The organism is Cellvibrio sp., assembly GCF_039207905.1.
Taxonomy (GTDB): domain Bacteria; phylum Pseudomonadota; class Gammaproteobacteria; order Pseudomonadales; family Cellvibrionaceae; genus Cellvibrio.
In genome coordinates, this window is the sequence record NZ_JBCECX010000041.1 from 1 (window position 1) to 23077 (window position 23077).

21 protein-coding genes and 1 pseudogene are annotated in these 23077 nt (G+C 49.3%); 13 read left to right on the plus strand and 9 right to left on the minus strand.

Annotated elements, in window-relative coordinates; all coding sequences use genetic code 11:
* The 4 genes and pseudogenes from AAGC78_RS18665 to AAGC78_RS18680 all read right to left on the minus strand — a co-directional run.
* A pseudogene (locus tag AAGC78_RS18665) lies at positions 1-392 on the minus strand (ABC transporter permease); the annotation flags it as partial.
* Between the two features lie 14 nt (positions 393-406).
* Complete coding sequence (locus AAGC78_RS18670; RefSeq protein ID WP_435785619.1) at positions 407-1105, minus strand: ABC transporter ATP-binding protein; 699 nt, start codon at positions 1103-1105, stop codon at positions 407-409.
* A 59-nt stretch (positions 1106-1164) separates the two neighbouring features.
* A complete protein-coding gene (locus AAGC78_RS18675) occupies positions 1165-2442 on the minus strand; it encodes an efflux RND transporter periplasmic adaptor subunit (RefSeq protein ID WP_435785620.1) in 1278 nt (425 codons plus the stop codon).
* Between the two features lie 210 nt (positions 2443-2652).
* Positions 2653-3579: a LysR substrate-binding domain-containing protein gene (locus AAGC78_RS18680; protein ID WP_435785621.1), complete on the minus strand. Its 927-nt coding sequence runs from the start codon at positions 3577-3579 to the stop codon at positions 2653-2655.
* Positions 3580-3728: 149 nt separating this feature from the next.
* On the opposite strand from AAGC78_RS18680, the gene AAGC78_RS18685 reads away from it, so the two are divergent.
* The 7 genes from AAGC78_RS18685 (at position 3729) to AAGC78_RS18715 (ending at position 12014) form a co-directional block, all read left to right on the plus strand.
* Positions 3729-3983 carry a DUF2798 domain-containing protein gene (locus AAGC78_RS18685; RefSeq protein WP_435785622.1) on the plus strand — a complete coding sequence of 85 codons (255 nt, stop codon included), beginning with the start codon at positions 3729-3731 and terminating at the stop codon, positions 3981-3983.
* Positions 3984-4049: 66 nt separating this feature from the next.
* Positions 4050-4712 (plus strand): SDR family oxidoreductase, encoded by a 663-nt coding sequence (locus tag AAGC78_RS18690; protein ID WP_435785623.1) that lies wholly within the window; start codon positions 4050-4052, stop codon positions 4710-4712.
* 104 nt (positions 4713-4816) lie between these two features.
* Positions 4817-5806, plus strand: a complete 990-nt coding sequence (locus AAGC78_RS18695) for a Gfo/Idh/MocA family protein (RefSeq protein ID WP_435785624.1) — start codon at positions 4817-4819, stop codon at positions 5804-5806.
* Positions 5807-5928: 122 nt separating this feature from the next.
* Positions 5929-8166 carry a DUF3857 domain-containing protein gene (locus tag AAGC78_RS18700; protein ID WP_435785625.1) on the plus strand — a complete coding sequence of 746 codons (2238 nt, stop codon included), beginning with the start codon at positions 5929-5931 and terminating at the stop codon, positions 8164-8166.
* Between the two features lie 7 nt (positions 8167-8173).
* Positions 8174-9616, plus strand: a complete 1443-nt coding sequence (locus AAGC78_RS18705) for a hypothetical protein (RefSeq protein WP_435785626.1) — start codon at positions 8174-8176, stop codon at positions 9614-9616.
* A 48-nt stretch (positions 9617-9664) separates the two neighbouring features.
* Positions 9665-10975: an NAD(P)/FAD-dependent oxidoreductase gene (locus AAGC78_RS18710; protein WP_435785627.1), complete on the plus strand. Its 1311-nt coding sequence runs from the start codon at positions 9665-9667 to the stop codon at positions 10973-10975.
* A 109-nt stretch (positions 10976-11084) separates the two neighbouring features.
* Positions 11085-12014, plus strand: coding sequence for a prolipoprotein diacylglyceryl transferase (locus tag AAGC78_RS18715; protein ID WP_435785628.1), 930 nt, complete (start codon positions 11085-11087; stop codon positions 12012-12014).
* Between the two features lie 41 nt (positions 12015-12055).
* Here AAGC78_RS18715 and AAGC78_RS18720 read toward each other — a convergent pair whose 3' ends face one another.
* The 5 genes from AAGC78_RS18720 to AAGC78_RS18740 all read right to left on the minus strand — a co-directional run bounded on the left by AAGC78_RS18720 (position 12056) and on the right by AAGC78_RS18740 (position 15638).
* Positions 12056-12544 (minus strand): GNAT family N-acetyltransferase, encoded by a 489-nt coding sequence (locus tag AAGC78_RS18720; RefSeq protein ID WP_435785629.1) that lies wholly within the window; start codon positions 12542-12544, stop codon positions 12056-12058.
* A 169-nt stretch (positions 12545-12713) separates the two neighbouring features.
* Complete coding sequence (lipA, locus tag AAGC78_RS18725) at positions 12714-13748, minus strand: lipoyl synthase (RefSeq protein WP_435785630.1); 1035 nt, start codon at positions 13746-13748, stop codon at positions 12714-12716.
* 15 nt (positions 13749-13763) lie between these two features.
* On the minus strand, positions 13764-14414 hold the full coding sequence (gene lipB, locus AAGC78_RS18730; RefSeq protein ID WP_435785631.1) for a lipoyl(octanoyl) transferase LipB: 651 nt from the start codon (positions 14412-14414) through the stop codon (positions 13764-13766).
* 1 nt (position 14415) lies between these two features.
* Positions 14416-14688, minus strand: a complete 273-nt coding sequence (locus AAGC78_RS18735) for a YbeD family protein (RefSeq protein WP_435785632.1) — start codon at positions 14686-14688, stop codon at positions 14416-14418.
* 185 nt (positions 14689-14873) lie between these two features.
* Positions 14874-15638, minus strand: coding sequence for an SDR family oxidoreductase (locus AAGC78_RS18740; protein ID WP_435785633.1), 765 nt, complete (start codon positions 15636-15638; stop codon positions 14874-14876).
* Positions 15639-15861: 223 nt separating this feature from the next.
* Here AAGC78_RS18740 and AAGC78_RS18745 point away from each other — a divergent pair, with 223 nt between their 5' ends.
* The 6 genes from AAGC78_RS18745 (at position 15862) to AAGC78_RS18770 (ending at position 23068) form a co-directional block, all read left to right on the plus strand.
* A complete protein-coding gene (locus tag AAGC78_RS18745; protein WP_435785634.1) occupies positions 15862-16821 on the plus strand; it encodes a GlxA family transcriptional regulator in 960 nt (319 codons plus the stop codon).
* 268 nt (positions 16822-17089) lie between these two features.
* Positions 17090-17767, plus strand: a complete 678-nt coding sequence (locus AAGC78_RS18750; RefSeq protein ID WP_435785635.1) for an RDD family protein — start codon at positions 17090-17092, stop codon at positions 17765-17767.
* Between the two features lie 11 nt (positions 17768-17778).
* Positions 17779-18801: a stage II sporulation protein M gene (locus tag AAGC78_RS18755; RefSeq protein WP_435785636.1), complete on the plus strand. Its 1023-nt coding sequence runs from the start codon at positions 17779-17781 to the stop codon at positions 18799-18801.
* Positions 18798-20420 (plus strand): DUF4129 domain-containing protein, encoded by a 1623-nt coding sequence (locus AAGC78_RS18760; RefSeq protein WP_435785637.1) that lies wholly within the window; start codon positions 18798-18800, stop codon positions 20418-20420. Before AAGC78_RS18755 ends, AAGC78_RS18760 begins: the two co-directional genes overlap by 4 nt.
* Complete coding sequence (locus tag AAGC78_RS18765; protein WP_435785638.1) at positions 20417-22015, plus strand: DUF4350 domain-containing protein; 1599 nt, start codon at positions 20417-20419, stop codon at positions 22013-22015. The genes AAGC78_RS18760 and AAGC78_RS18765 overlap by 4 nt, the downstream gene beginning before the upstream one ends.
* Positions 22016-22039: 24 nt before the next feature.
* A complete protein-coding gene (locus AAGC78_RS18770) occupies positions 22040-23068 on the plus strand; it encodes an AAA family ATPase (protein WP_435785639.1) in 1029 nt (342 codons plus the stop codon).
* The last annotated feature ends 9 nt before the right edge of the window (positions 23069-23077 follow it).

Here is a 23077-nt window from a genome sequence, read left to right on the forward strand (position 1 = left end):
ATGCTAAAAAAATCACGCGTGGTCATGCGCGTATGGTAAGCCGACGGAATCTCCGTAGATTCAGGATGCTGGATAGTCGCTCCAGCCTTACGCATCACGACAACTTCGTCTGCTACATGTGCATCATAAAGCGCCTTGGCATCTTGATAAGTCACCTGAGGCGGAATGGCGTTGAGGGCGAAATATTCGCGCTCGGGATCCCACGCATTGAGTTGCACGGCAAAGATTTGATCATTTTTATGCGCCATCGGATTACTGGACACCACTGAATGCATGGTGAGAATAGTCAGATTGGCAGCGATGCCGGTTGCTATGGCAAGCACCATCAACAGCGACAAGGCTGGTGTTTTACGCAGGCTATGCAACGACAATCGAAAATAATATTTCCACATGTTTTCGCTCCGGGCTAAATAGTGTTAGCAGCCATTTTTTTTGCAATGCCATCCGAATGATTTGTGGATTCGCCATAAGATTCATAGATTTTAAAATCAGTGACTTGCCCGTCGACGATTTGTATATTGCGGTGTGCGCGCCGTGCCAAATCCGGATCGTGAGTCACCATCACAATAGTCATGCCATTTTTATTGATGTCTTCGAGCATATCCATTACCTGCTTTGCCATCAGTGAATCGAGATTACCTGTTGGCTCATCTGCCAATAAAAATTTGGGTTCGCCGGCAAGTGCACGTGCGATGGCAACACGTTGCTGTTGGCCGCCGGATAATTGTGAAGGGAGATGACGCGCACGCGCAGCCAGACCCACCATATCCAGCGCGTTGTTAATGCGCTTTTTTCTTTCTGCTCCAGAAAACCCTAGGTAACGCAGAGGAACATCAACATTGTCAAAAATATTGAGATCAGAAATCAGGTTGAATCCCTGAAAAATGAATCCAATTTTTTCGTTGCGTAATTTTGAGCGAATGTTATCGCTTAATCGGCTAACATCTTTTCCGTCCAGCCAATACTGCCCTTCTTCAAAGGTTTCCAATAATCCGGCGATGTTGAGGAAAGTGGTTTTCCCGGAACCGGATGGCCCGGTAACAGCGACAAACTCCCCCTCCTTAACCTCAAGGTTAAAATCACGCAAGGCATGGGTTTCAATCATGTCAGTTCGATATATTTTTTTTACGGATTGCATTTTCAACATGGAGTAGTCCCCTGAAACTAATCAGTTATCAAAATTTGTTCGTCAGTGGTTGACGTAGTGAGTGAAGAAATAATGATGCTGTCGCCTTCTTGTAGGCCATCCATAATTTCAATGTGTTTTAAGCTTGAGCCACCGAGTACTACAGGTACACGTAGCGCTTTATTATTTTGCAACCTATAGACATGGCCACGAAAACTATCGAAGAATGGACCGCGATTAACAATTAGCGCATTCGGTTTATTTTCTAAAAAAATCTTCGCGGTCAAGCGCTGGCTCTGGCGAAGATTTTCAGGCAGCACATCAGCGAAACGAATGCGCGCACTAACACCACCGTTGACAACCTCGGGGGATATGGCGGTGACCACGCCGGGATAACTTGAACCACCCAAGGTAATTTCTGCCTCCATGAGTGGCGCCATGTCATCCGCAAACCCTTCTGGCACTACCGCTTCCACTTCGAACGCACTCAAATCAACCACTGTAATCAACGCCTGGTTAGCAGCAACAGCCTGCTTATTTACCACCTGAACATTGCCAACCATTCCGGCAACAGGTGACCGAATCGTTAATTCATGCACGCGCCTTTGCAAAGCATCAACCAGAAGCTGCTGGCTTTTGAGTTGTAATGTCAGCGATTCAACATCAAAGCCCAAGGACTCTTTAGCGAGTTCGCCATTTTGTTTGGCTTGCGTTAACTCAAGTGCAGCGCGCTCCAGATCATCCTCGGCTTTTTCGTAATCCAGTTGCCTAATCAGTTTTTTACTGATGGCTTCATCCGCACGTAGCTTTTCTCGCACCATGGCTTTTTCGCTGACTTGTGCCATGGCGATGATTTGTTCCAGCTCTAGCTTGCGTCGCTTTGATTCAATTTTCTGCCGCCCAAGATCGGCTCCAATACGTGTGAGGTTGGCCGTTTCACGCGCTAGCAACTCATTTAAATCCGGACTAACAATAGTGGCAAGAACCTGATCACGCCCCACCGTATCACCCGCTTTAACCGCTATATCAATATATCCCTGCTCGGGGCTAAACAACGTAGGGCTATTGGCGGTAACAATTCGACCTTGGGAAATTACTTCACGTACCAGCGTGCCGCGTTCCACTGTCGCAACGCGAATTGCAGATCGCTTCATTACCAGCCCAGACATAGACACATCGGCCACGTAAATAAAAGCTGCTACAGCAACACCGACTAGCAACGCCACTGCGCCCACAATAATAATGCGCCTGTTCTTGCGACTCGTTTGACCCAGCACTAAATCCTGGGCAGAGGTATCGGCAATTTTCATATTCATACAACGAAACTCGGGGACTTTTGCTTTAACATTTCAAAGCTCGTACCAAGTGCGCAGAAAATTTTTAACCCGATGTTTTTTAAGAAATTATTAATTTGTGCAACAGTTTTACGTTATTGAAAAGTGTCCGAAAAAAGTGTCCGGTGCGGCCGCTTTGGACTGAGCGGACAGCCTGAATCTTTTTATAGTTATACCGGCAAACACATGTAGTTACGCTGCCCGCCATTCGGTGGGCAGTGCTTCAACCAAATAATCCATAAGCGCGCGCACTTTTGGTGTTAATTGATGGCGGTCGCGCACGCAAGCGTAAATATCCAGCGGTTCAATTTCCGCATCAAATCCGGTGCACTCATCGCAGGTAAATAATTCTTTCAACTCACCTCGACGCAAATAATCGTTGGCGACAAAAGCAGCCAAACGCGTAATACCGCCGCCCGCAACGGCAAGCCGCGCGAGCACATCAATATCATCGCTAACAATTGCTGCACGCACATCGGCATCAAAACGCAAACCATTTTCGACAAAACCCCAGCGCAAAAAGCGCCCGTCGGCCGCGAGGCGAAATACCAGACAATCGTGTTCGCGCAAATCCGCCGGTGTGGTTGGCCGACCAGCGCGCGCGAGGTAATCCGGTGATGCGCAAAAAATGGTGGGCACTGTGGCGATTTTGCGGGCGATCATGCCGTCGTCCAGCTGCTGCTTGATGCGGATGCTGACATCGACCGATTCCTGCACATGATCCACTCGCCGGTCAGTGGAGGTCAGTTCAATATTCAAGCGCGGGTGGCGCCGGTTAAACTCCGGGATCATCGGCGCCAATACGTGGCGACTAAATGCCGCCGTGGAAGCGATGCACAATCGCCCCTGCAATTCCTCCTGCGCATCCGTTACCGCCGAGCGCGCCAGCTCCAGCTCGTGGATCAGCAGCGCGACCTTGTCGTAATAGACTTTGCCAGCATCGGTCATCGCCAAACTGCGGGTGGTGCGGGTGAGCAGGCGCACACCCAGATAGGACTCAAGGCGGGCGATATTCTGGCTGGTCGCCGCCGCACTAATGCCCAAGCGCCGGGCAGCGGCGGCAATACTGCCGCCCTCCACCGCCCGCACAAAACTCTCTATACCGCGCAATGTATCCATTGACTTAGCTTCCGAATCAATAAACCAATTACCAAGTTTTACTTAATACAGCAAAAGCCAGCGCGTATCTACTGCGGTTCGGTCGATATCCGTAAAGTGCCTCCCATCAGCTGATGTTTATCACTGCAACTACTCAAGAGGTATCGAAAATGCAAGAAGCCAGTATTCAATCAAGCAGAAAACTGCACGCGAAATACACCCCGCTGGTATTCGCGTTTTATATGTCGGCCATCATGGCGTTTTTAATGTCGCTGATTATTGTGGCGGCCAATAGCGGCATTTCTGATCACTATCTAAATCAGGTGCTGCACGCTTACCGCATCGCTATGCCCGCTGCCTTTTTCTGCATTTTGGTGGTGCGCCCGCTGGTGATGTTGCTGGTTAAAAACACGGTAAAAAATTAACCCCAAGGGCTTCATATCGGCTACTCTCTTGCGCAATTTACCCCGTGTGCAACAGGAGATATGAAGATGAAAACAGCACTGATTACCGGCGCAAACCGCGGCATTGGCCTGGCCCTGACGAAAACCTACCTCGCCCAGGGCTGGAATGTGATTGGCCTGTGCCGCACCGCATCGCCCGAGCTGACCGAGTCTGGCGCGCGGGTGATTGCCGGGGTTGATGTAACTGACGCTAACGCACTTGCCCAATTGGCCTCCACTTTGGCAGGCAAACCTATCGATTTGCTGATCAATAATGCCGGCATATTCCTGCACGAAAATTTGGGCAACATTGATTACAACTCCATCCAGCAACAATTCCTGATCAACGCCGAAGCACCGCTGCGCGTGACCGAGGCGCTGCTCGGCAATCTAGCCAGCGGAGCCAAAATTGCGTTTATCACCAGCCGCATGGGTTCAATTGCCGATAACACCTCCGGCAGCTACTACGGGTACCGCATGTCCAAGGCTGCACTCAATGCTGCGGCTATGTCGCTCACGCGCGATTTAAAACCGCGCGGCATTGCCGTTGCGATACTGCATCCGGGCTATGTGCAAACCGCGATGGTGAACTTTGGCGGTGATATTTCTGCCGATGAATCGGCCCAGCGCCTAAGCCAACGCATCGCCGGTTTAACCCTGGAAAACAGCGGTAGTTTCTGGCATTCCAATGGCGATCAGCTACCTTGGTAAAACTGTACAAAAACCTGCAATAAAGGTCCTGCGCGGCTCACCCCACGAGCCGCGCTTGCGCTACACTGGTCCCACTATAATCAGCTCTGGTTTCGGGACATCCTATGACAAAAATTCGTTGGGGCGTGCTCAGCACCGCCAAGATCGGCCGCACTAAAGTTATTCCCGCCTTACAAACCTCCGCCCACAATGAAGTGATCGCCATCTGCTCGCGCGATACCGACAGCGCACGCAAAGCAGCCGATGAGTTGGGAATCGAGCGCGCTTACGGCAGTTACAACGAATTGCTTGCCGACCCGGACATAGATGCGATCTACAACCCACTGCCCAACCACCTGCATGTGGAGTGGTCAATCAAAGCTCTTGAAGCTGGCAAACACGTACTCTGCGAAAAACCCATCGGCCTGAGCACTGAAGATGCGCAGCGTTTACTCGCTGCCAGCCAGGCTCATCCGCAATTAAAAGTGATGGAAGCGTTTATGTATCGCTTCCATCCGCAATGGCAAAAAGCCAAAGCCTTAATCGACGCGGGCGATATCGGCCAGCTGCGCACCATCCACTCGCATTTTGCGTACAACAATCGCGAGGCGGACAATATCCGCAACAAAATTGATATGGGCGGTGGCGCCTTGATGGATATCGGCTGCTACAGCATTTCGCTGTCGCGCTGGTTATTTAATGCTGAGCCATTGCAAGTGATGGGGCATATCACTCCCTACGAAGATTCTGAAGTGGATTGTTTAACTTCCGGCATTCTGGAATTTGATTTCGGTACCGCGACTTTTACTGCATCCACCAAAATTGAATGGCAGCAGTACATGAAAGCGAGCGGCGATAAAGGCAGCATTTATATTCCGCTGCCGTTCAGCCCCGAAGGCGATAGCGCAACCGAATTTGAAGTGCGCCATGACCAGCAAAGTGAAACTATGGCACTCGCGCCCAGCAATCACTACCGCGAAATGGGCGATGCCTTTGCATTAAGCATTTTGAATAATCAACCAGCGCCAACACCGCTGGAAGATGCCATCGCCAATATGCGTGTGATTGATGCCATTTTTGAAAGTGCAGCCGAAGGCAAATGGATCGAGCTATAACGGCAGCGCGAATGCACGATAGAAATTGCAATAAATAAAACTACAGCTCAATAGCAATAAGAACTCGATAGTAAAAAAGTTCACGTCAAAAGAACTGCTATATATTTTTTTGGAGAGAGTGCGTGTCAGATTTTTTAGTGAAGAAGTTGTGCCTGCGCGCGTTGCTGGCACTAAGCCTTATGGTCAGCGGTGGGCAAGCACTCGCGGCAGATGTGCAGAAAGCCGAACGCATCGCCCCGCCACTAAAAGCCCTGGCACGTAGCATTGATAGCAACAGCACCAGTGAAGCGCAGGTGCTGTTGCGCAAAACCCAGGTGCATATCGATGATAAATTAATGAGTCACGCCACGTCTTACATCGCGGTTTATATCAACAGCGATGAAGCGGTGCGCGACTACAGCCAGATCAGCGTGACCTTCAATAGTTTTTACGAAGACATCGCGCTCGAATTTGCCAATGTACGTACACCTGACGGCAAAATGGATAGCATTAAAGCCGACGCCACCCAAATCCAAAGCCCCACCGACGAAAACTTTTATCACGATCGCAAGGAATTATTATTTTCGCTGCCGAACGTGCGCAAAGGTTCGATCATTGAATTCCAGTATCGCTACACCGATACCAAAAAAATGGTACCCAACCAATGGTTTGATAGTTTCAGTTTCCACTGGTGGGAAGACCGCGCCGCCGGGCAAGGCACCCGCGCCGACAGTATTATTACCAGCGAACTGCAAATCACTGCGCCGAAAAGCATCGCACTGGTCAGCACCGACACCAAAAAATTTAACATCAGCGAAAAACGTAGCCAGAAAGGTGATCAACAACAAATTACCTGGGTAGGAAAAAATCTGCCCAAAATCGAACTGCAAAGTGCAATGCCGCGCGAGCATGACTATGCGCCCTACTTGCGCGTAGCCACTACCGCACAGTGGAATGATGTTGCGCTCTGGGCCAACCAATTAATTACGCCGCATCTGGTCAGCGATGCAAAACTCAATCAGCTCATTGCCGATATTAAAAAAACGGCGCTCACACCCGATGAAAAAGTAAAAGCGGTCTACCGTGCAATTCAGGATCGCGTGCGCTACGTATTCGCCCACGTTGGTCGCGGTGGTTATGAACCACACGACGCAGCAGAAGTGCTGAAAAATGGTTACGGTGATTGCAAAGACCAAACGGTTTTGGCCGTTATGCTGTTGCGCCAATTAGGGATAGCGGCTGATCCGGCATTGATTGTCACGCGTGGTCGCGGCATTCCTGATATGACCGTACCCGGCGTGAGCTTCGATCACATGATCGTGCATATCCCGGCGCAAAACGGCATTGAAGAAATGTGGATGGATACCACCGGTGAAACCAGTTTGTATCCAGGATTTTCTGTTGGGATCGAAGGGCAACCGGCGCTGATCGTCAATGCCAACACCAAACAAATCAGCGTGTTGCCCACACTGGCAGCCAGCGAACATTTTGCCGACCTAGAATTGGTATTCGATAAATTTGATGGCCGCAATGCACAGGCGAGCTTTAAATTACACTTTGGCGGGCTTTACGAACAGCGCCTGCGCAGCATGTGGCAATATTCCCACGAGCGCGATAAATATTTTCGCGAGCTGATTGGGCAAATCTACAACTCCGCCGACGTTATCGAACTCACTGCGAGCAATGCTGACAACCTGTGGCAGCCCTTCACCATTAGCGGCCGATTTGCCTTTACCAATGTATGGGGCGGAGACAAAGAACCAATCAATTACGCGTTCAGCATCACCCAGCTAACCAATTTATTTGCCGATTTACGCAACCTGCACAAACCGCAGGACCGCAAACAAATTTATGCCACTGATCCGGGTTACACCTTGCGCTCACGTATTGTATTTACCAGCCCCGATGGCGATCACCAGTTGCATGTAAAAACCCAGGGCGAAAAAATCGACAACGCTTACTACTCACTCAATCAAAGTGGCAAACAAGAAAACAATCGCTATGTAGTAACGCAATCGCTCACCGTAAAAACAGCGAAAGTTGGCCTGAATGACTATGCCGATTTTTATCAAAAAACCAACGAGCTGCTAGAGTCGAGCGATTGGACACTGAGCTATGAATACAACAAAACTGCCGCCGAACTTGCTGCGCTGGAAAAAAGTGGAAAATCCGATGCGGCCAGTTTAATTACCTTGACCTTGCTGCACATTAAAAATGGCGCTTACGAAAAATCATTACAAACTGCACAGCAAGCAGTTAAAGCCGCACCTAAAAATGCAGAGGCACACTACGCATTAGGCTTGGCACAGGGTTACAACCAATTGCTGAATGAATCCGATGCATCCTTTAAAAAAGCTGAAGCATTGGGCTACAAACTCTGAGGCCGCTATGTATTTGCATCAACGTGTAGCACAGAATTTTTCCAAGCATGTACCGCGACTGGCACTAACTGCCGGGCTATCGCTAATGTTAGCGATGACCAGTGGCTGCAGCCAACAACTGCGTACTGATACATCAGCAACGCAGTTCGATGCCAGTGCAGCGACAGAAATTGCAGAGCTGGAAGCACAAAGCCAGCAAGATCCCAACAATGCCGAGTTGCTGTATAAATTAAGCCTCGCCTACATTGTCGATGCCGAAAAAACCAAATCAACGGCCAGCCGCGATGCGGGAATAAAAAATTTGCACAAAGTGCTGAAGCAGGTTCCCGGCAACACCGCAACACTGAAGCTGCTGTACAACCTGTATTATGAAGATGTTGCCGCCGGTAAAGATAAAGCCTTTACCAAAGCGGCGGATATTTTTAATCAATTACCAGCGAAGACTCGCAGCCAGGTCAACGCACCGTCGCTCGGGGTATTTTTAAATCGTTATCTCGCACAACAAAAAAGCGGTGAAAAAAATCTTCCCGAGCTTTACCAACTATTGCTGAATGCCATTAATGAACAACCTGACAGCGATAAAGCCTATATCCAACTCGCTAAAATGTACCGTGAGGAAAATTATTTTCCGCTCGCACTGGCCACACTAAAGCTGGGTGAAGAACAAATCACTTCATCCAAGGGTTTGTATGAAGCCATTGCCAATACCTACGAAGCCAGAGCACAAGCCAACGGCTGCAGTTATGAAAAATCGTCCTATCTAAGCGATGCCATTCATTACTATCAACAAGCCGTTCCGCTCGCACCTAAAGATGCCAGCATCCACTTTGCACTTTCGCGCTTGTATCTGGACCAAAATCTTTTCCAATTGGCATTGCACGAATCCAGTATCCTGATCGAGCTTGATCCATCTGCAGAAAACATTGCCTTTAACGCGCAAAATTATTCCGTCATCGGCAACGAGCAAAAAGCGCACACACTATTGGAGCAAGCAAAAGAAAAAGGGCTGCCTGGCAGTGACTCTGCCTATCACGAAATTTACATGAACTCCGGCGATTGGATGAAAGCCGCAGTGAGCTTTACCGAGTATCTGCAAGCAAAGAAAAATATCAGCGTGTATGACATCATCAAAGCAGATATCATTAGCCAACAGGCTGATATGGATTTTCTTGCATCAATCCCGGAAAAAGAATTGACATTCAACAGTGACTGGGAGATGGCGGTTTACGCCTATTGGACCGATAAGATGACACGCGCCCAATTTGAACAGCAAGTCAAAAACCGCTGTGAGCGCACTGAATACTTTTTTTATTCCGGCTATCGCGATTATCGCGCCGGCAAAATCCCTGCCGCAAAAGCCAATTTTTCTGCCGCTCTTGAACAAAACACTTATCGTTTTATCGAGCGGCCCTTAGCGCGACACTTTTTACATGGACTTGATTCCCAGTGATCGCGTTATTTGCATACCGATTTATCAACTTACCATGCAGGTATATCAATGCAAAACCCAAGTAGTAAACCCCGGATTGTTGTTGTAGGCGGTGGTGCAGGCGGACTTGAATTAGCCACCAAATTGGGAGAGAGACTAGGCCGCAAAAAACAAGCAGAAGTAACCCTGATCGACCGCAACACCACACATTTATGGAAACCGCTATTGCATGAAATTGCCGTAGGCACTATGGATGAAGATGTGGATGCAGTGAGTTATCGCGGCCACGCCAATGCGCACCACTTTTTCTTTCGCGTCGGCACCATGATCGATATCGACCGGGAGAGCTGTGAAGTTGTACTCGCCCCCATGCACGACGATGAAGGCGTTGAATTCCTACCCTCCACCCGCATTCCTTACGACTATCTGGTTATCGCATTGGGCTCAATCTCCAATGACTTTAACACCACCGGCGTAAAAGATAATTGCCTTTTCCTCGATAGCCCAACGCAAGCGCATAAATTCCACAACAAATTATTAAACAAATTTCTGCGCATCCAGCGTGTGCCTGGTGCAGAAGATCGCGTGCGCATTGCAATTGTCGGTGCAGGTGCAACCGGCGTAGAACTCTCTGCTGAATTGCATCACGCAGTGCAGGAAATTAATAACTACGGATTTAATGCAGTATCCAAAGAGCACTTACAAGTAACGCTAATTGAAGCTGGCCCGCGTATTTTACCCGCATTGCCCGAGCGTATTTCCGGTGCTGCACATGGCGAGTTGGTGAAAATCGGGGTTGATGTAAAACTCAACACCATGATTACCTCGGCCACCAAAGAAGGCCTGCACACCAAAGATGAGCAATTAATTGAAGCAGATTTGATGGTGTGGGCAGCGGGAATTAAAGTGCCGGAATTTATGGCCAATATTGCCGGGCTGGAAACCAATCGCATCAACCAATTGCACGTGAATGAATTTTTGCAAACCACACGCGATGCAAATATTTTTGCTATAGGCGACTGCGCACAATTCACCAACCCCGATGGCTCAAGAGTTCCACCGCGCGCGCAATCGGCACACCAAATGGCAAGCACTTGCTACAAAAATCTCATCGCATTACTGAACAACAAACCACTGCACGCCTACAAATACACCGACCACGGCTCGCTCATTTCCTTGGCAAGCTATTCAACCGTCGGCAACCTAATGGGCAACCTCAGCAAAGGTAGCATGTTTATCGAAGGACGCCTTGCGCGCATTGTTTATGTATCCCTCTACCGCATGCACCAATTAGCCATCCACGGATTAATCCGCACTGGTTTGATTATGCTGGGTGGTAAATTAAATAAATGGCTGCGTCCGCGCTTGAAGTTGCATTGATTTAAATCCCCCCAGCCCCTTTGAAAAAGGGGCTGGGGGGATTAGCTTTTACTCAACATAACCTTTATTCCCAAGCTCCACTGGGAAATTCATTCATAGGGAAATTCTAATGTCCTACCCCGACCTAAGCGATCTAATTAATCATCTTTTCGGTACCAACATTCAACTTCCGATTGCGATGTTCGGTACTTTTGTTGCGCTAGCAATTGTTGTGGCCGCATGGATTGGTAAAAAAGAGGTTATGCGCTTTGAACAATTGGGTAAACTCCCATCCACAGCAAGCTCGGGCAACAAGAATATAGCTCCCCATTTGCTGATCTCTGATCTTGCGATGATATGCGCAATATTTGGCGTAATAGGTGCGCGCCTTTTTCATTTACTCGAATATCCACACGAATTTGTTCAAGACCCAATTGCGAAGATTTTTTCGCGCGATGGTTTCTCTATCTATGGCGGGCTTATTGTAGGCGCTATTGCCGGAGCAGTTTTTTTAAGAAAGCGTGCGGTGCCGCTAATTCCAATGCTGGATGCCTTAGCACCGTCAATCATTTTAGGCTACGGAATTGGTCGGATAGGTTGCCAAGTCTCTGGTGATGGTGACTGGGGCACAGCTGCAAATGTAGCAGCTAAACCCAATTGGCTTCCCGACTGGCTGTGGGCGCAAACCTACGAGAATAATGTTGTCGGTGTGGTTATTCCCGCACCAGGCGTTTACCCAACACCACTTTATGAAGCTGCTGCAGCATTTCTTATTTTTGCGTTTCTATGGAGCATCCGTAAAACTAACTATAGAACCGGCTTTCTTTTCTCAGCTTATCTTTTGCTAAGCGGTTTCGAACGCTTACTGATAGAGAAAATTCGCATCAATAGCGACTATCATTTGTGGGGAATGAGCTTTACACAGGCGGAGTTTATTTCTACCGCATTCATTACTGCTGGAGTTGTAGGTATCATAAAAACAACAAACTCCAACCAATTAACGAAAATCGTTTTCTCGATCGCGATTGCGGGAGCCTTATCAGCCTGCACGCAATTGTAGGCAGCGCAACAACGGAGCCCAGCATGGGCTCCGTTCTCATATCACAATATTACCCGCATCACATTAACCTGCCGCCCACCCAACCGGGTGCGACGCACAATTTCCCAGCCGCGTTTTTGGTAGTAGTCGGTGTAGTCAGTGGCGGACAGCCAAAGTTCTTCCAAGCCTAGATCCTGTGCGTAATTTTTTGCGGCATCGATTAGTGAATTGCCGAAACCTTGATTACGAAATTCTTCCAGCACAAATAAATTCGTCAGCCATACCGGACTGGGGCTGGCGACTTTGGGCATGCGTTCGCTGCTGCGATAGGTGTAGTTGACGAGGCTCGCGCAGCCGACTAATTGTTTACCGCGCAGTGCGATCAGTGTTTTGGGAATAGGATTTTCTTGTACGTGCAAAACCAACCGCTGTTGGCGCAGCGCGATGGAGGATTTTAATCCTTGGCGCTCGCATTCCTGATGATGCCATTGCGCGACCTGCGCAAAAAATTCCGGTTTTTTTTCCAAGACAAAAATATCAGGGGCAAGCATGAGTGTGGAGCTGGGTAGATTCACAATAATTAAACGCAACAAAGAGGTGAATTAACTATAGCCGCAATTTTATAAGTTGCAGAATGGCGCGCCAGTTAAATAAGTGACATCAGCAGAGACAAAAAACTCCCGACTAGCGGGAGTTTTTGCGACGCAGTACAGAAAACGTTTAGGCTTTTTTCGTTTCACCAAACCATTTAACGTCTTCGCCATGCGCTTGTTTATCGGCGTGATAAGACGAGCGGACCAATGGACCACAGGCGGCGTGTTTGAAACCCAGTTCTTCGGCGAGTCTGGTGTACTCGGCAAATTCATCGGGATGCACGTAACGCGCAACGGGAATGTGATCTTTGGATGGCTGCAAATATTGGCCGATGGTGAGCATATCGATGTCGTGATCGCGCATGTGCTGCATCACTTCGATAATTTCTTCTTTGGTTTCACCAAGGCCAACCATCAATCCGGATTTGGTCAACACATCCGGGCGGCGCGCTTTGTATTGCTTGAGCAATTCCAGCGACCAATTGTAGTTAGCACCCGGGCGCGCCTGGCGATACAAACGCGAAACGGTTTCCATATTGTGGTTGAACACATCGGGCGCTTCTTTTTCAAGAATATCCAATGCGATATCCATACGACCGCGGAAATCCGGCACCAATACTTCCACTTGCAATTTCGGACTCAGCTCACGCGCTTCGCGGATACAGTCAGCAAAATGCTGAGCGCCGCCATCGCGCAGGTCATCGCGATCTACTGAAGTAATTACCACGTATTTCAAACGCATCTCGGCGATGGCTTCGGCGAGTTTGCGCGGTTCGTGTTCATCGAGTGGATTGGGTTTGCCGTGGCCTACATCGCAGAAGGGGCAGCGACGGGTACAGATATCGCCCATGATCATAAAGGTGGCGGTGCCGCCGCTGAAGCACTCGCCCAGGTTCGGGCAGTTGGCTTCTTCGCACACGGACGATAATTTGTTTTTGCGCAGGATGGTTTTAATGCGCTCAACTTCCGGCGAGGCGGGGATGCGCACACGAATCCAATCCGGCTTGCGCGGCATGTCGTCGCGGTCACTGGCAATCACTTTTACCGGAATACGTTCGACTTTGTCGGCATCGCGCAGCTTCTCGCCCTGCTTGTGACGTTCGGTACGCTTGACCGGTTGCAGTTCGGGAACAAAAGTAGAGACGGGAGGAAAGTCAGACATAAGAATCTCGTGACGTTAATCTATGGCGCGCATTGTACAGGTTTCATAACCCAATTTCCGCGCGAATTCCGTAACAAGTTGGTCTTGAACCTGCGCTAATGCGGGAGGTTCAGGAATAAGGTCGCGCATTTGGGCCATGGCGAGGCCTTGGTAGCCACAGGGATTGATGCGCAAAAAGGGCCCGAGATCCATATCCACGTTGAGCGCCAGCCCATGGAAACTGCAGCCGCGCCGAACGCGTAGACCGAGCGAGGCAATCTTGTCACCATTGACATAAACCCCCGGCGCATCTGGTTTGGCGGCCGATTCGATGCCGTAATGGGCAAGGGTCGCGACTATGGTTTGCTCAATCGAAGTGACCAACTCCCGCACTCCGATCTTCAAACGGCGCAGGTCGAGCAGCGGATAAGCCACCAGCTGGCCGGGGCCGTGATAAGTCACCTGCCCGCCGCGATCACTTTGCACCACCGGAATATCACCGGGGAACAACAGATGTTCCGCTTTGCCCGCCTGCCCTTGGGTAAATACGGGCGGATGCTCAACCAGCCACAGCTGATCGATAGTATCCGGCGTGCGCTGGTTGGTGAAGTCGGTCATCGCCTGCCAACAGCTTTGGTAATCCTGCCGACCGAGGTTGATGACCTCTAAAACGCGGGATGACGACAACTTACATCACCATTTTGATATTGCGATTAACACGTAAATCTTCGTGGATCGCGGTCAACTGCTCGACGCCAGTGGCAGTGATCCACACAGTTACCGAGTGATAGCGGCCTTTGCTGCTCTCACGCACGGTGATGCGCTCCTGATCAAAACCCGGTGCATGGCGCTCCATGATCTCAACCACATAGCTGTGCAGCTCAGGGCCAGCCTCACCTAGGACTTTGATCGGGTAGTTTTCACAGGGAAATTCAATTTTTGGAGGTTCTTGCTGGGACATATGGGTAAACCTATGGCTCTGTAAATCTGACGCGAGGCGCGAATTATAACGCCTAGATGGGGGCAAATGCCCGTTTCGCAAGCGACAAAGAAGCAGTCGTTGTCAGTTCAGTAGCGCGAGAATCCACGAATGTTAATGGATATGAACGTTGACCGCATGCATAGACGCGGTCAACAAACATGAGGTTAGTGCCCAACCGGAATCGGATTTTCAACCAGCGATTCGTTAAATGCGTTAAATAAAGCATGCTCACCAGAGCCCGGATTATCACGCAACGGTTTTATCGCATCCACATAAACTTCGTCCACATCAGTTGCTAGAATACGTATAGTTTCACTGACAAAAAGATCCAATGGCATAGCGCGCGGATCGCCACTTTTATGAATCAAGTCGGTATCCACCCAAGGTGGAGAGACTTCAAGCACGCGGACACTGGAGTGACGCAATGCAAAACGTTGTGACATAGCGTAAGAGTGAATAGCTGCTTTGGTTGCCGAATACAATGCATTGGTTGCCAGAGGCAAAAATGCGAGCACCGATGAATTGTGAATCACTACTGCATCTTGTTGCTGTTTCAGATGCGGCAATAACGCCGCCGTCATCCGCACAGGGCCAAGCAAATTCGTACTCACGGTAGCGAGTGCCGTTTCTTCATCCAACCCACCCGCCGCATCATCAAACGGCATAATCCCGGCGTTATTAAATAGCACATTTAGCGCGGGAAATTTACTGATCAGTTGCTCTGCTGCAGCGTTGATTTGTGCCGGGTTTTGAATATCCAACTGAATTCCGTGCATACCCGGATTAGCTTGGGTAACTTCATCCAACAGCGCTTTACGACGACCACTGATAATCACTTGATTTCCCAGCCTATGAAACTCCTCAGCAATAGCGCGACCAATACCTGAAGTCCCACCGGTAATAAAAATTGTGTTTCCTGTCATTTTCATAATGCAATCCTCTTAGTTGACTTAATGTGTTGCTTGACGGGATCATTGTGGCAGAAGACAAAAAACACAAAATGACACAAAAAGCGCATTTAAGGACAAGAAGCACATGAAGAGCAAAGCAAAAAAAGCAGATTTTATATTTTAAAAAAAGGTTAAACTAAGGAATAAAATGAAAATACGGCACCATGCAAATTTTCACATTACCCTCATTTAAGGACACACAATGGATAAACGTATCGGGCTGATTGTGTACGATGACTTTCAGATTCTGGATTTGGCGGCACTGACGGTCTTTGAGTTTGCAAACTCCCTGCAACAAAAAATCCGCTATCAATTTGCCTCATTATCGGTAGCCGGTGGGATGGTTAAAAGCTCAATGGGTGTGGCGGTAGACACCCAACCCATCGGCTTTGGCACCTATGACACCTTGATGATTTCAGGTGCACTGTTAATACCGAAAGCCATGCCCGCATTGGAGGCAATTTTAAAAGAGTCAGCCTCTGGTAAAACCCGCATAGCCAGTATTTGTACCGGCGCTTTTGTGCTGGCCAACGCAGGCTTATTGGATGGAAAAAAGGCGACAACACATTGGGTATGGGGTCGACATCTGCAGGAGCAGCACCCAGCAGTTCAGGTGGATGAAGATAAAATCTATGTCAAAGATGGATCTGTGTGGACATCCGCCGGGGTAACCGCCTGCATAGATCTAGCCTTGGCGTTAGTCGAAGCCGATTTGGGCTCTGAAGTTGCAAAAAGCATAGCCCGACTGATGGTCGTACACCATCGCCGCACAGGTGGGCAATCACAGTTTTCTGTGATGGCGGAACTTGAACCCAGCTCGGATCGGGTAAGGGACGCACTTAAGTTTGCCAAAGAGAACTTGCACAAAGATTTAACGGTGGAAGATTTGGCTGAACATGTTCATTGGAGCCCACGTCACTTTAGTCGGGTATTTCACAGCCAAACAGGTATGGCACCCGCCAAAGCGATTGAAAAACTGCGCCTGGAAGAGGCACAAGCGTTAATTGAGCAAGGCCACTCCTCGATCAGCCGCATTGCATCGTTAACTGGCTTTGGCGACGAAGAAAGAATGCGGCGCGCCTTTTTGCGCACTTACGGTCATTCACCAAAAGCATTTGTGCATTTGTCGCGGCTACAGAAAGACAACGTCTATTTATCCTGAGCATGAAAAAACAAAAATACCAAGGTTGATGGCATATGCACTGTATTTATTAATAGCAAAACAACGCTATCCATTCGCCCCCAATAATCGCCCCATCCGCTGCAGTTGTTCTCCACCGCCCAACATTTACTCACTTACCGCCGCGATACCTGTTCATTAAATGCCTTATCCGCTATCCTCCCGCACGCTTATCCCGCTCAAAACATAATTTACACGACATCACCTGCTGTAGTGCGATAGCCATCGCTGTATAAAAGGACAATTGGATTTGTTACTCGATACCCGCCAATCACTTGAAACCCCGGAAGGCGCCCTGCTCCCGTTGACTCCAGCAGGTTTCGGCGTGCGCATACTGGCGCAGTTGCTGGATATCCTGATCCGCTTCGGCATCACCGCCGTGATCTTTATCATTCTCTCCCTGCTGGGCGGAATGGGCGTTGGTATAGCGCTGATCCTCACCTTCTTGCTCGAATGGTTTTATCCCGTCTTTTTTGAAGTCACCCGCCAAGGGCGCACGCCCGGTAAAAAATGGATGGGCATCCGCGTAGTCAATGACGACGGTACACCTATTACCTTTGGCCCATCGCTGCTGCGCAATTTGTTACGCGTGGTAGATTTCCTGCCGATGCTCTACCTCACCGGCATTATCGCCAGCCTGTGCAACCGCCAGTTCAAACGCTTGGGCGATTTAGCCGCCGGCAGCATGGTGATTTACGAGGCACCGCCTGCACGCGAACCCAATTTTGAAGTGCGCGGCCAATTGCCGGTGCCCGCCGATTTCTCCACCGATGAACAACGCGCACTGCTCGCTTTTGCCGAGCGCAGCAAATATTTGTCGGCCGAACGCCAAAGTGAATTGGCGACTATTCTGCAACCGCTGCTCGCCAGCAAAGACCCGGTAATCGCCATCAAACAAATGGCGAACACCATGGTCGGCAAACACTAGGAGCGGCAGCGATGAAACAAGGACAATTTGAACAACTTTACCAACCGCTCTGGCAAGTGATTGAACTGCAGATCATTGAGCTGGAAAAGCCCGAGGGCAAACTCAAAGGCGAAGAGTTGGCGAGCTTTGCCAGCCGCTATCGTCGCCTGTGCCATTTCCATGCACTGGCGAAAGATCGCCATTACTCCAGCCACTTGGTCGATAAATTGGGCGATCTGGTGGTACGCGGCCATCAACAACTCTATCGCCGCAAGCAGCCGTTTATGCAGCAATTCACCAGCTTTATTGTGGCGGGATTTCCACGGCTGGTGCGCGAGCAGCAATCCTATATCTGGTGGGCGACGGCGCTGCTGTATATTCCCGGGCTGCTGATGTTTTTAGCAATCCTCTGGCAACCGGATTTGGTCTACACCATCAGCCCACCTGAACAAGTCAGTCAATACGAGAGCATGTACGATCCGCAAAACCGTGTGCTCGGCAGCGCGCGCGATTCAGAAACCAACGTGCAAATGTTTGGGTTTTATATCAGCAACAATATCGGCGTTTCCTTCCGCACGTTTGCGTCGGGAATTTTATTTGGCGTCGGCTCGATTTTCTTTCTCGTCTTTAACGGTTTATTGATGGGTGCCGTTGCAGGCCATCTGACCAACGCCGGATTCACCGAAACCTTTTTTACCTTCGTGGTTGGCCATGGCAGTTTTGAATTGACTGCGATTGCCATCTCCGGCGCCGCCGGATTAAAACTCGGCTACAGTTTGCTCGCACCGGGCAATCTCACGCGCAAAGAATCGCTCAAGCGCGCCAGCAAAATTGCGATCCAATTAGTGTACGGTGTAATCGTCATGTTGGTGATTGCCGCCTTTATCGAAGCCTTCTGGTCATCCAATAATATTCTCGATCCCTGGCAAAAATATTTAGTCGGCGGATTTCTATGGGCAATCGTGATCGGCTATTTAGTGTTTAGCGGGCGTGGCCTGCGCGGTGAAACTGCAACACCTGCGACGAAAGACGAAAGCGGGAGCGCGCGCGGATGAATCTGGATCAAGTCACACTGGAGATTCGCCCACGCAGCGCATGGGAAGCAGTTGATCTCGGCATACTCATGGCAAAACGCTGGTGGGTGCCGATGATGAAAGTCTGGCTGCTCGCGAGCCTGCCTATTTTTATTCTAGCGCTGATAATTCCATGGAAATGGTATTGGCTGGGCGGTGCTTTGATCTGGTGGCTCAAACCTATTTACGAGCGACCACTGCTGCATATTCTCAGCCACGCTGTATTTAATGATCTGCCCGATACGCGCAGCACCTTCAAATTATTTCCATCACTCGCGCTTAAACAAATTATCGCGAGCCTCACTTGGCGCCGCTTCAGCCCGAGCCGCTCAATGGATTTACCCGTATTGCAACTCGAAGGATTATCCGGTTCAAGAAGGCAAGAGCGTCTAGGCGTATTGCATCGCGAAGACTCTTCGCCCGCTGGTTGGATCAGCTTTATGGGATTGGGCATGGAATTTTTCTTGTGGATGGGCATTCTCAGTTTTATCTGGGCATTGCTGCCACAGGAATTGGATATCGAATGGGCGGGATTATTTTTCACCCAGGACTCCATCGAATTACACAACCTGCAATTATTGCTCTGGTATCTGGCACTCGGCCTCACCGCACCCTTTTATGTCGCTTGCGGTTTTGCCCTTTATTTAAATCGCCGCATTAAATTAGAAGCCTGGGATATCGACATCGCCTTCCGCCGTATCGCCAATAAACGTCGCACCAGCAATTCAACGCTCGCGTCATGGCTGCTTACATTTGCGCTTGGCTTCGGCATTTTTTCTATTGATGCACAGCGCACTGCTTATGCCGACGATCAATTACCGCAAGTTGAATCATCTGCGGAAGAATTGCCCAGCGAAGAATATAAAGGCGAGCCCTTCATTGACAAACCTGTCGGCGAATTTACCGAACTTGATCGCACCCAAACGCAAACTTCGATAAAAGAAGTGATGCAGCAAGAAGAATTTAGCCGCAAAGAAATCAAACGCACTATTAAATTTGACGATCCGGAAGATGACGAACCCGCAGAATTTTGGGAACACCTCATCGACTTTTTGCGCAACTTCGAGGGTTTTCTCGCAGCGGCCAGTTTGCTTGAAATACTCTTGTGGATAGGCGTTGCTGCGCTGATTGCTTTTGTAATCTATCGCTACCGCAATTGGTTGGCGGCGCAATTTGTACGCATCAGCCCGACACCTGAACCAAAAGCAAAACCCATCACCCTTTTTGGGATGGATCTTACGCGCGAATCGCTGCCGGAAGACATCAACACTAGCGCACTCAATTTACTGCAAACCGGCAACACCCGCGCGGCACTCGCCCTGCTCTATCGCGCCAGCCTGTTTCATTTAATTCACAGCGGTGTTGATATTCATGATGGCCACACAGAGCAAGAGTGCGTGGAATTAATGCGCGCACATTTTATAAAAAATACTAACGCCAAAATCCGTATTGATTATTTCGCGCGTTTGACCCGCGTATGGCAGCATTTGGCTTATGGTCACCTGATGCCTACCGGCGCCACAGCGCAAGAACTCTGCTCAACCTGGAATCAAAGCTGGCTGCAATCCTCCGCCACTTCTGCACAAGGAGCGGCACAATGAGCAGCAGTAAAAATCTAAGCGTAAGGCAGCGCTGGTTGTTGCTCGGTGCTATAGCACTGATCTTAATCGGCGCGGGTTACTGGTGGTATACGCAATTAGAGTGGGAAGAAAAAGAAGTTGATCTCGGCTACTCCAAAGAGGCAATCCAGAATGATTTTCTTGCGGCCGAAATTTTCTTGCGCAAACACGGGATACAAGCCACTACCGTTAAAAACCTGAGCCTGCTCGACAAACACTCATGGCGCAACATCCAGTTGGGTGCGCAGGACACTATTGTAATCGTCAACGGCTACAAAACCCTGAGCGAAGACCGCTACGACTCGCTTTACGAGTGGGTGGAAGGTGGTGGAACACTCATCACCTCAACACAAAACCCGTTTGTCGGCACACACACCAGCGAAGAAGATGTGCTGCTGAGTGATTTCAATATCGAACTGGCGCCAGAAGAAAAAGACGAAGATGATCGCGACGCGCTCGAAAGACTCGCCGACGATCTCGAAGAGGCAGTCGATGGAAAATCAAAACCAGACGATGAAGAAGATTCGGACGATGAAACAACTGATTCAAACGATAATCGTGATGAAACAAAAGAATCATCAGCAAATAAAACCAACAGCGATTCCGCTGATAAAGTAGAGAAGACTACCGATACCACAAAAAGCAAAAATAAGAAGAATAAGAAAAAGGCCGAGGAAGAAAAACCAGAAAATTACTATCGCTGCTCAATGGCTGAGCCACCGGTAGAAATTACCTTTGCTGGCGAAGAAAAACCCCTCGCGTTTGATTTCAGCAACTCGCGCCAATTTATTTACTACGACTACGCCGAACCTGATGAAGAGCAGGACAGCGATACACCTGAGGACGAAACAAGCAGCGAGCAAGATGAGAATCCCGCGACTGAAACGCCGGAAGAAGATGGCTCTTTCAGGGAAAGTTTGGAAGCGGCAGTTGCCTCTGGAGAAAGCAGCGATAATGAAAATTATCAATATCGCGGCAAACACGAGAACCTGCTCTACTTCGATATAGGTGATGGCTCAATCACTATCACCAGTGACAACCATATTTGGGCGAACCATCGTATCGACTGCCATGACCACGCTTATGGTTTGTGGCGTCTGGTGAACCCTGAAGGTCGCGTTTGGTTTTTAGTGAATCAGGATGCACCTTCGCTTGCGACCATTATCTGGCGCAATGCCAGTTACGGTGTGCTCGCTGCACTGCTCGCATTAGTGTTGTGGCTCTGGGCAAAAAGTCTGCGCTTTGGCCCGGTATTGGTTATCGAGCAAACTGGTCGCCGCAGCTTGGCGGAACATATTTATGCCAGTGCAATGTTGCTTTGGCGCAAGCAAGAGCATCCGCAATTACTCGGACTATTGCGCAAGGAAATTCTGGATCGCCTCGATGATCAACATCCAAATCTCGCTCAAGCAACGCAAGATGAACGCGCACTATTTTTACAGGAATTAGCTGGTATTAACGCGGCTGATATTCAAAAAGCACTTTACTCAATTGCGTTGCGCCACCCACAGGATTTCGCTGCAGCGATTGCCCATTTGCAAACCATCCGTAAGCAGCTGCATGGCAGCAAGCTGTAACCGGAAAACTTTTAGGACAATACTATGACTGATTCAAACATTAACAATGACAGCATTGAAAATAACAAAGCAGCGGATGCCGACGAGAGTTTGCAAAATCGCCTGCAACAAGCCAGCACTGTTGCCAACAATTTACTGAACGAAATCAAAAAAGTATTGATCGGACAAGACGCCGTGATCGAGCAAGTGTTGATTGCACTGATCGCACGCGGTCATGTATTGATTGAAGGCGTGCCCGGTTTAGGTAAAACCTTATTAGTACGCAGCCTCGCCAAGTGTTTTGGTGGACAATTTTCGCGCGTGCAATTCACACCGGATTTAATGCCCAGCGATGTGACCGGCCATGCGATGTTTAATATGGCAAAACAGGAATTTGAAATTCGTCGCGGCCCGGCATTTACCAATTTACTACTCGCCGACGAGATCAACCGCGCGCCCGCTAAAACCCAAGCGGCATTGTTGGAAGTAATGCAGGAAGGGCAAATCACTATTGAAGGTGAATCATTCAAAACCGGCGAGCCTTTTATGGTGCTGGCGACACAAAACCCGATTGAACAGGAAGGTACTTATCCGCTGCCAGAAGCAGAACTTGATCGCTTTATGTTGAAGGTGATTATTGATTATCCCAGCGAGAGCGACGAGCAATTTATGCTGCGCCAGGTAACTTCACAGGCACAAGGTGGTTTTGGTTTGGAACACATTCGCACCTTGTTAAAACCAGCCCATGTATTGAGCCTGCAAAAAATCGCCGAGCAAATTACTGTGGATGAACAAATCCTGCAGTACGTAGTGAAACTGGTGCGCGCCACACGCAGTTGGTCCGGCATTTCACGTGGTGCGGGCCCGCGCGCCTGTATCGCATTGCTATCCGCTGCACGCGCTTACGCCCTGCTCAGCAACAATTCGTTTGTAACACCGGACGATGTGAAAAAAATGTTTATCCCCGCACTGCGCCACCGGATTTTGTTATCGCCGGAATTGGCGATTGAAGGTGTTGCTGCTGAACGCATCCTGCACAATATTCTGCTGCAAGTTGAAGCTCCGAGACACTGATTCATTTAT

Bases quoted from the DNA above. Each gene is read 5' to 3' on its own strand.
- AAGC78_RS18670 (WP_435785619.1), bottom strand. From the start codon at position 1,105: ATGATTGAAACCCATGCCTTGCGTGATTTTAACCTTGAGGTTAAGGAG.
- AAGC78_RS18675 (WP_435785620.1), bottom strand. From the start codon at position 2,442: ATGAATATGAAAATTGCCGATACCTCTGCCCAGGATTTAGTGCTGGGT.
- AAGC78_RS18680 (WP_435785621.1), bottom strand. From the start codon at position 3,579: ATGGATACATTGCGCGGTATAGAGAGTTTTGTGCGGGCGGTGGAGGGC.
- AAGC78_RS18685 (WP_435785622.1), top strand. From the start codon at position 3,729: ATGCAAGAAGCCAGTATTCAATCAAGCAGAAAACTGCACGCGAAATAC.
- AAGC78_RS18690 (WP_435785623.1), top strand. From the start codon at position 4,050: ATGAAAACAGCACTGATTACCGGCGCAAACCGCGGCATTGGCCTGGCC.
- AAGC78_RS18695 (WP_435785624.1), top strand. From the start codon at position 4,817: ATGACAAAAATTCGTTGGGGCGTGCTCAGCACCGCCAAGATCGGCCGC.
- AAGC78_RS18705 (WP_435785626.1), top strand. From the start codon at position 8,174: ATGTATTTGCATCAACGTGTAGCACAGAATTTTTCCAAGCATGTACCG.
- AAGC78_RS18710 (WP_435785627.1), top strand. From the start codon at position 9,665: ATGCAAAACCCAAGTAGTAAACCCCGGATTGTTGTTGTAGGCGGTGGT.
- AAGC78_RS18715 (WP_435785628.1), top strand. From the start codon at position 11,085: ATGTCCTACCCCGACCTAAGCGATCTAATTAATCATCTTTTCGGTACC.
- AAGC78_RS18720 (WP_435785629.1), bottom strand. From the start codon at position 12,544: ATGCTTGCCCCTGATATTTTTGTCTTGGAAAAAAAACCGGAATTTTTT.
- lipA (WP_435785630.1), bottom strand. From the start codon at position 13,748: ATGTCTGACTTTCCTCCCGTCTCTACTTTTGTTCCCGAACTGCAACCG.
- AAGC78_RS18735 (WP_435785632.1), bottom strand. From the start codon at position 14,688: ATGTCCCAGCAAGAACCTCCAAAAATTGAATTTCCCTGTGAAAACTAC.
- AAGC78_RS18740 (WP_435785633.1), bottom strand. From the start codon at position 15,638: ATGAAAATGACAGGAAACACAATTTTTATTACCGGTGGGACTTCAGGT.
- AAGC78_RS18745 (WP_435785634.1), top strand. From the start codon at position 15,862: ATGGATAAACGTATCGGGCTGATTGTGTACGATGACTTTCAGATTCTG.
- AAGC78_RS18755 (WP_435785636.1), top strand. From the start codon at position 17,779: ATGAAACAAGGACAATTTGAACAACTTTACCAACCGCTCTGGCAAGTG.
- AAGC78_RS18760 (WP_435785637.1), top strand. From the start codon at position 18,798: ATGAATCTGGATCAAGTCACACTGGAGATTCGCCCACGCAGCGCATGG.
- AAGC78_RS18765 (WP_435785638.1), top strand. From the start codon at position 20,417: ATGAGCAGCAGTAAAAATCTAAGCGTAAGGCAGCGCTGGTTGTTGCTC.
- AAGC78_RS18770 (WP_435785639.1), top strand. From the start codon at position 22,040: ATGACTGATTCAAACATTAACAATGACAGCATTGAAAATAACAAAGCA.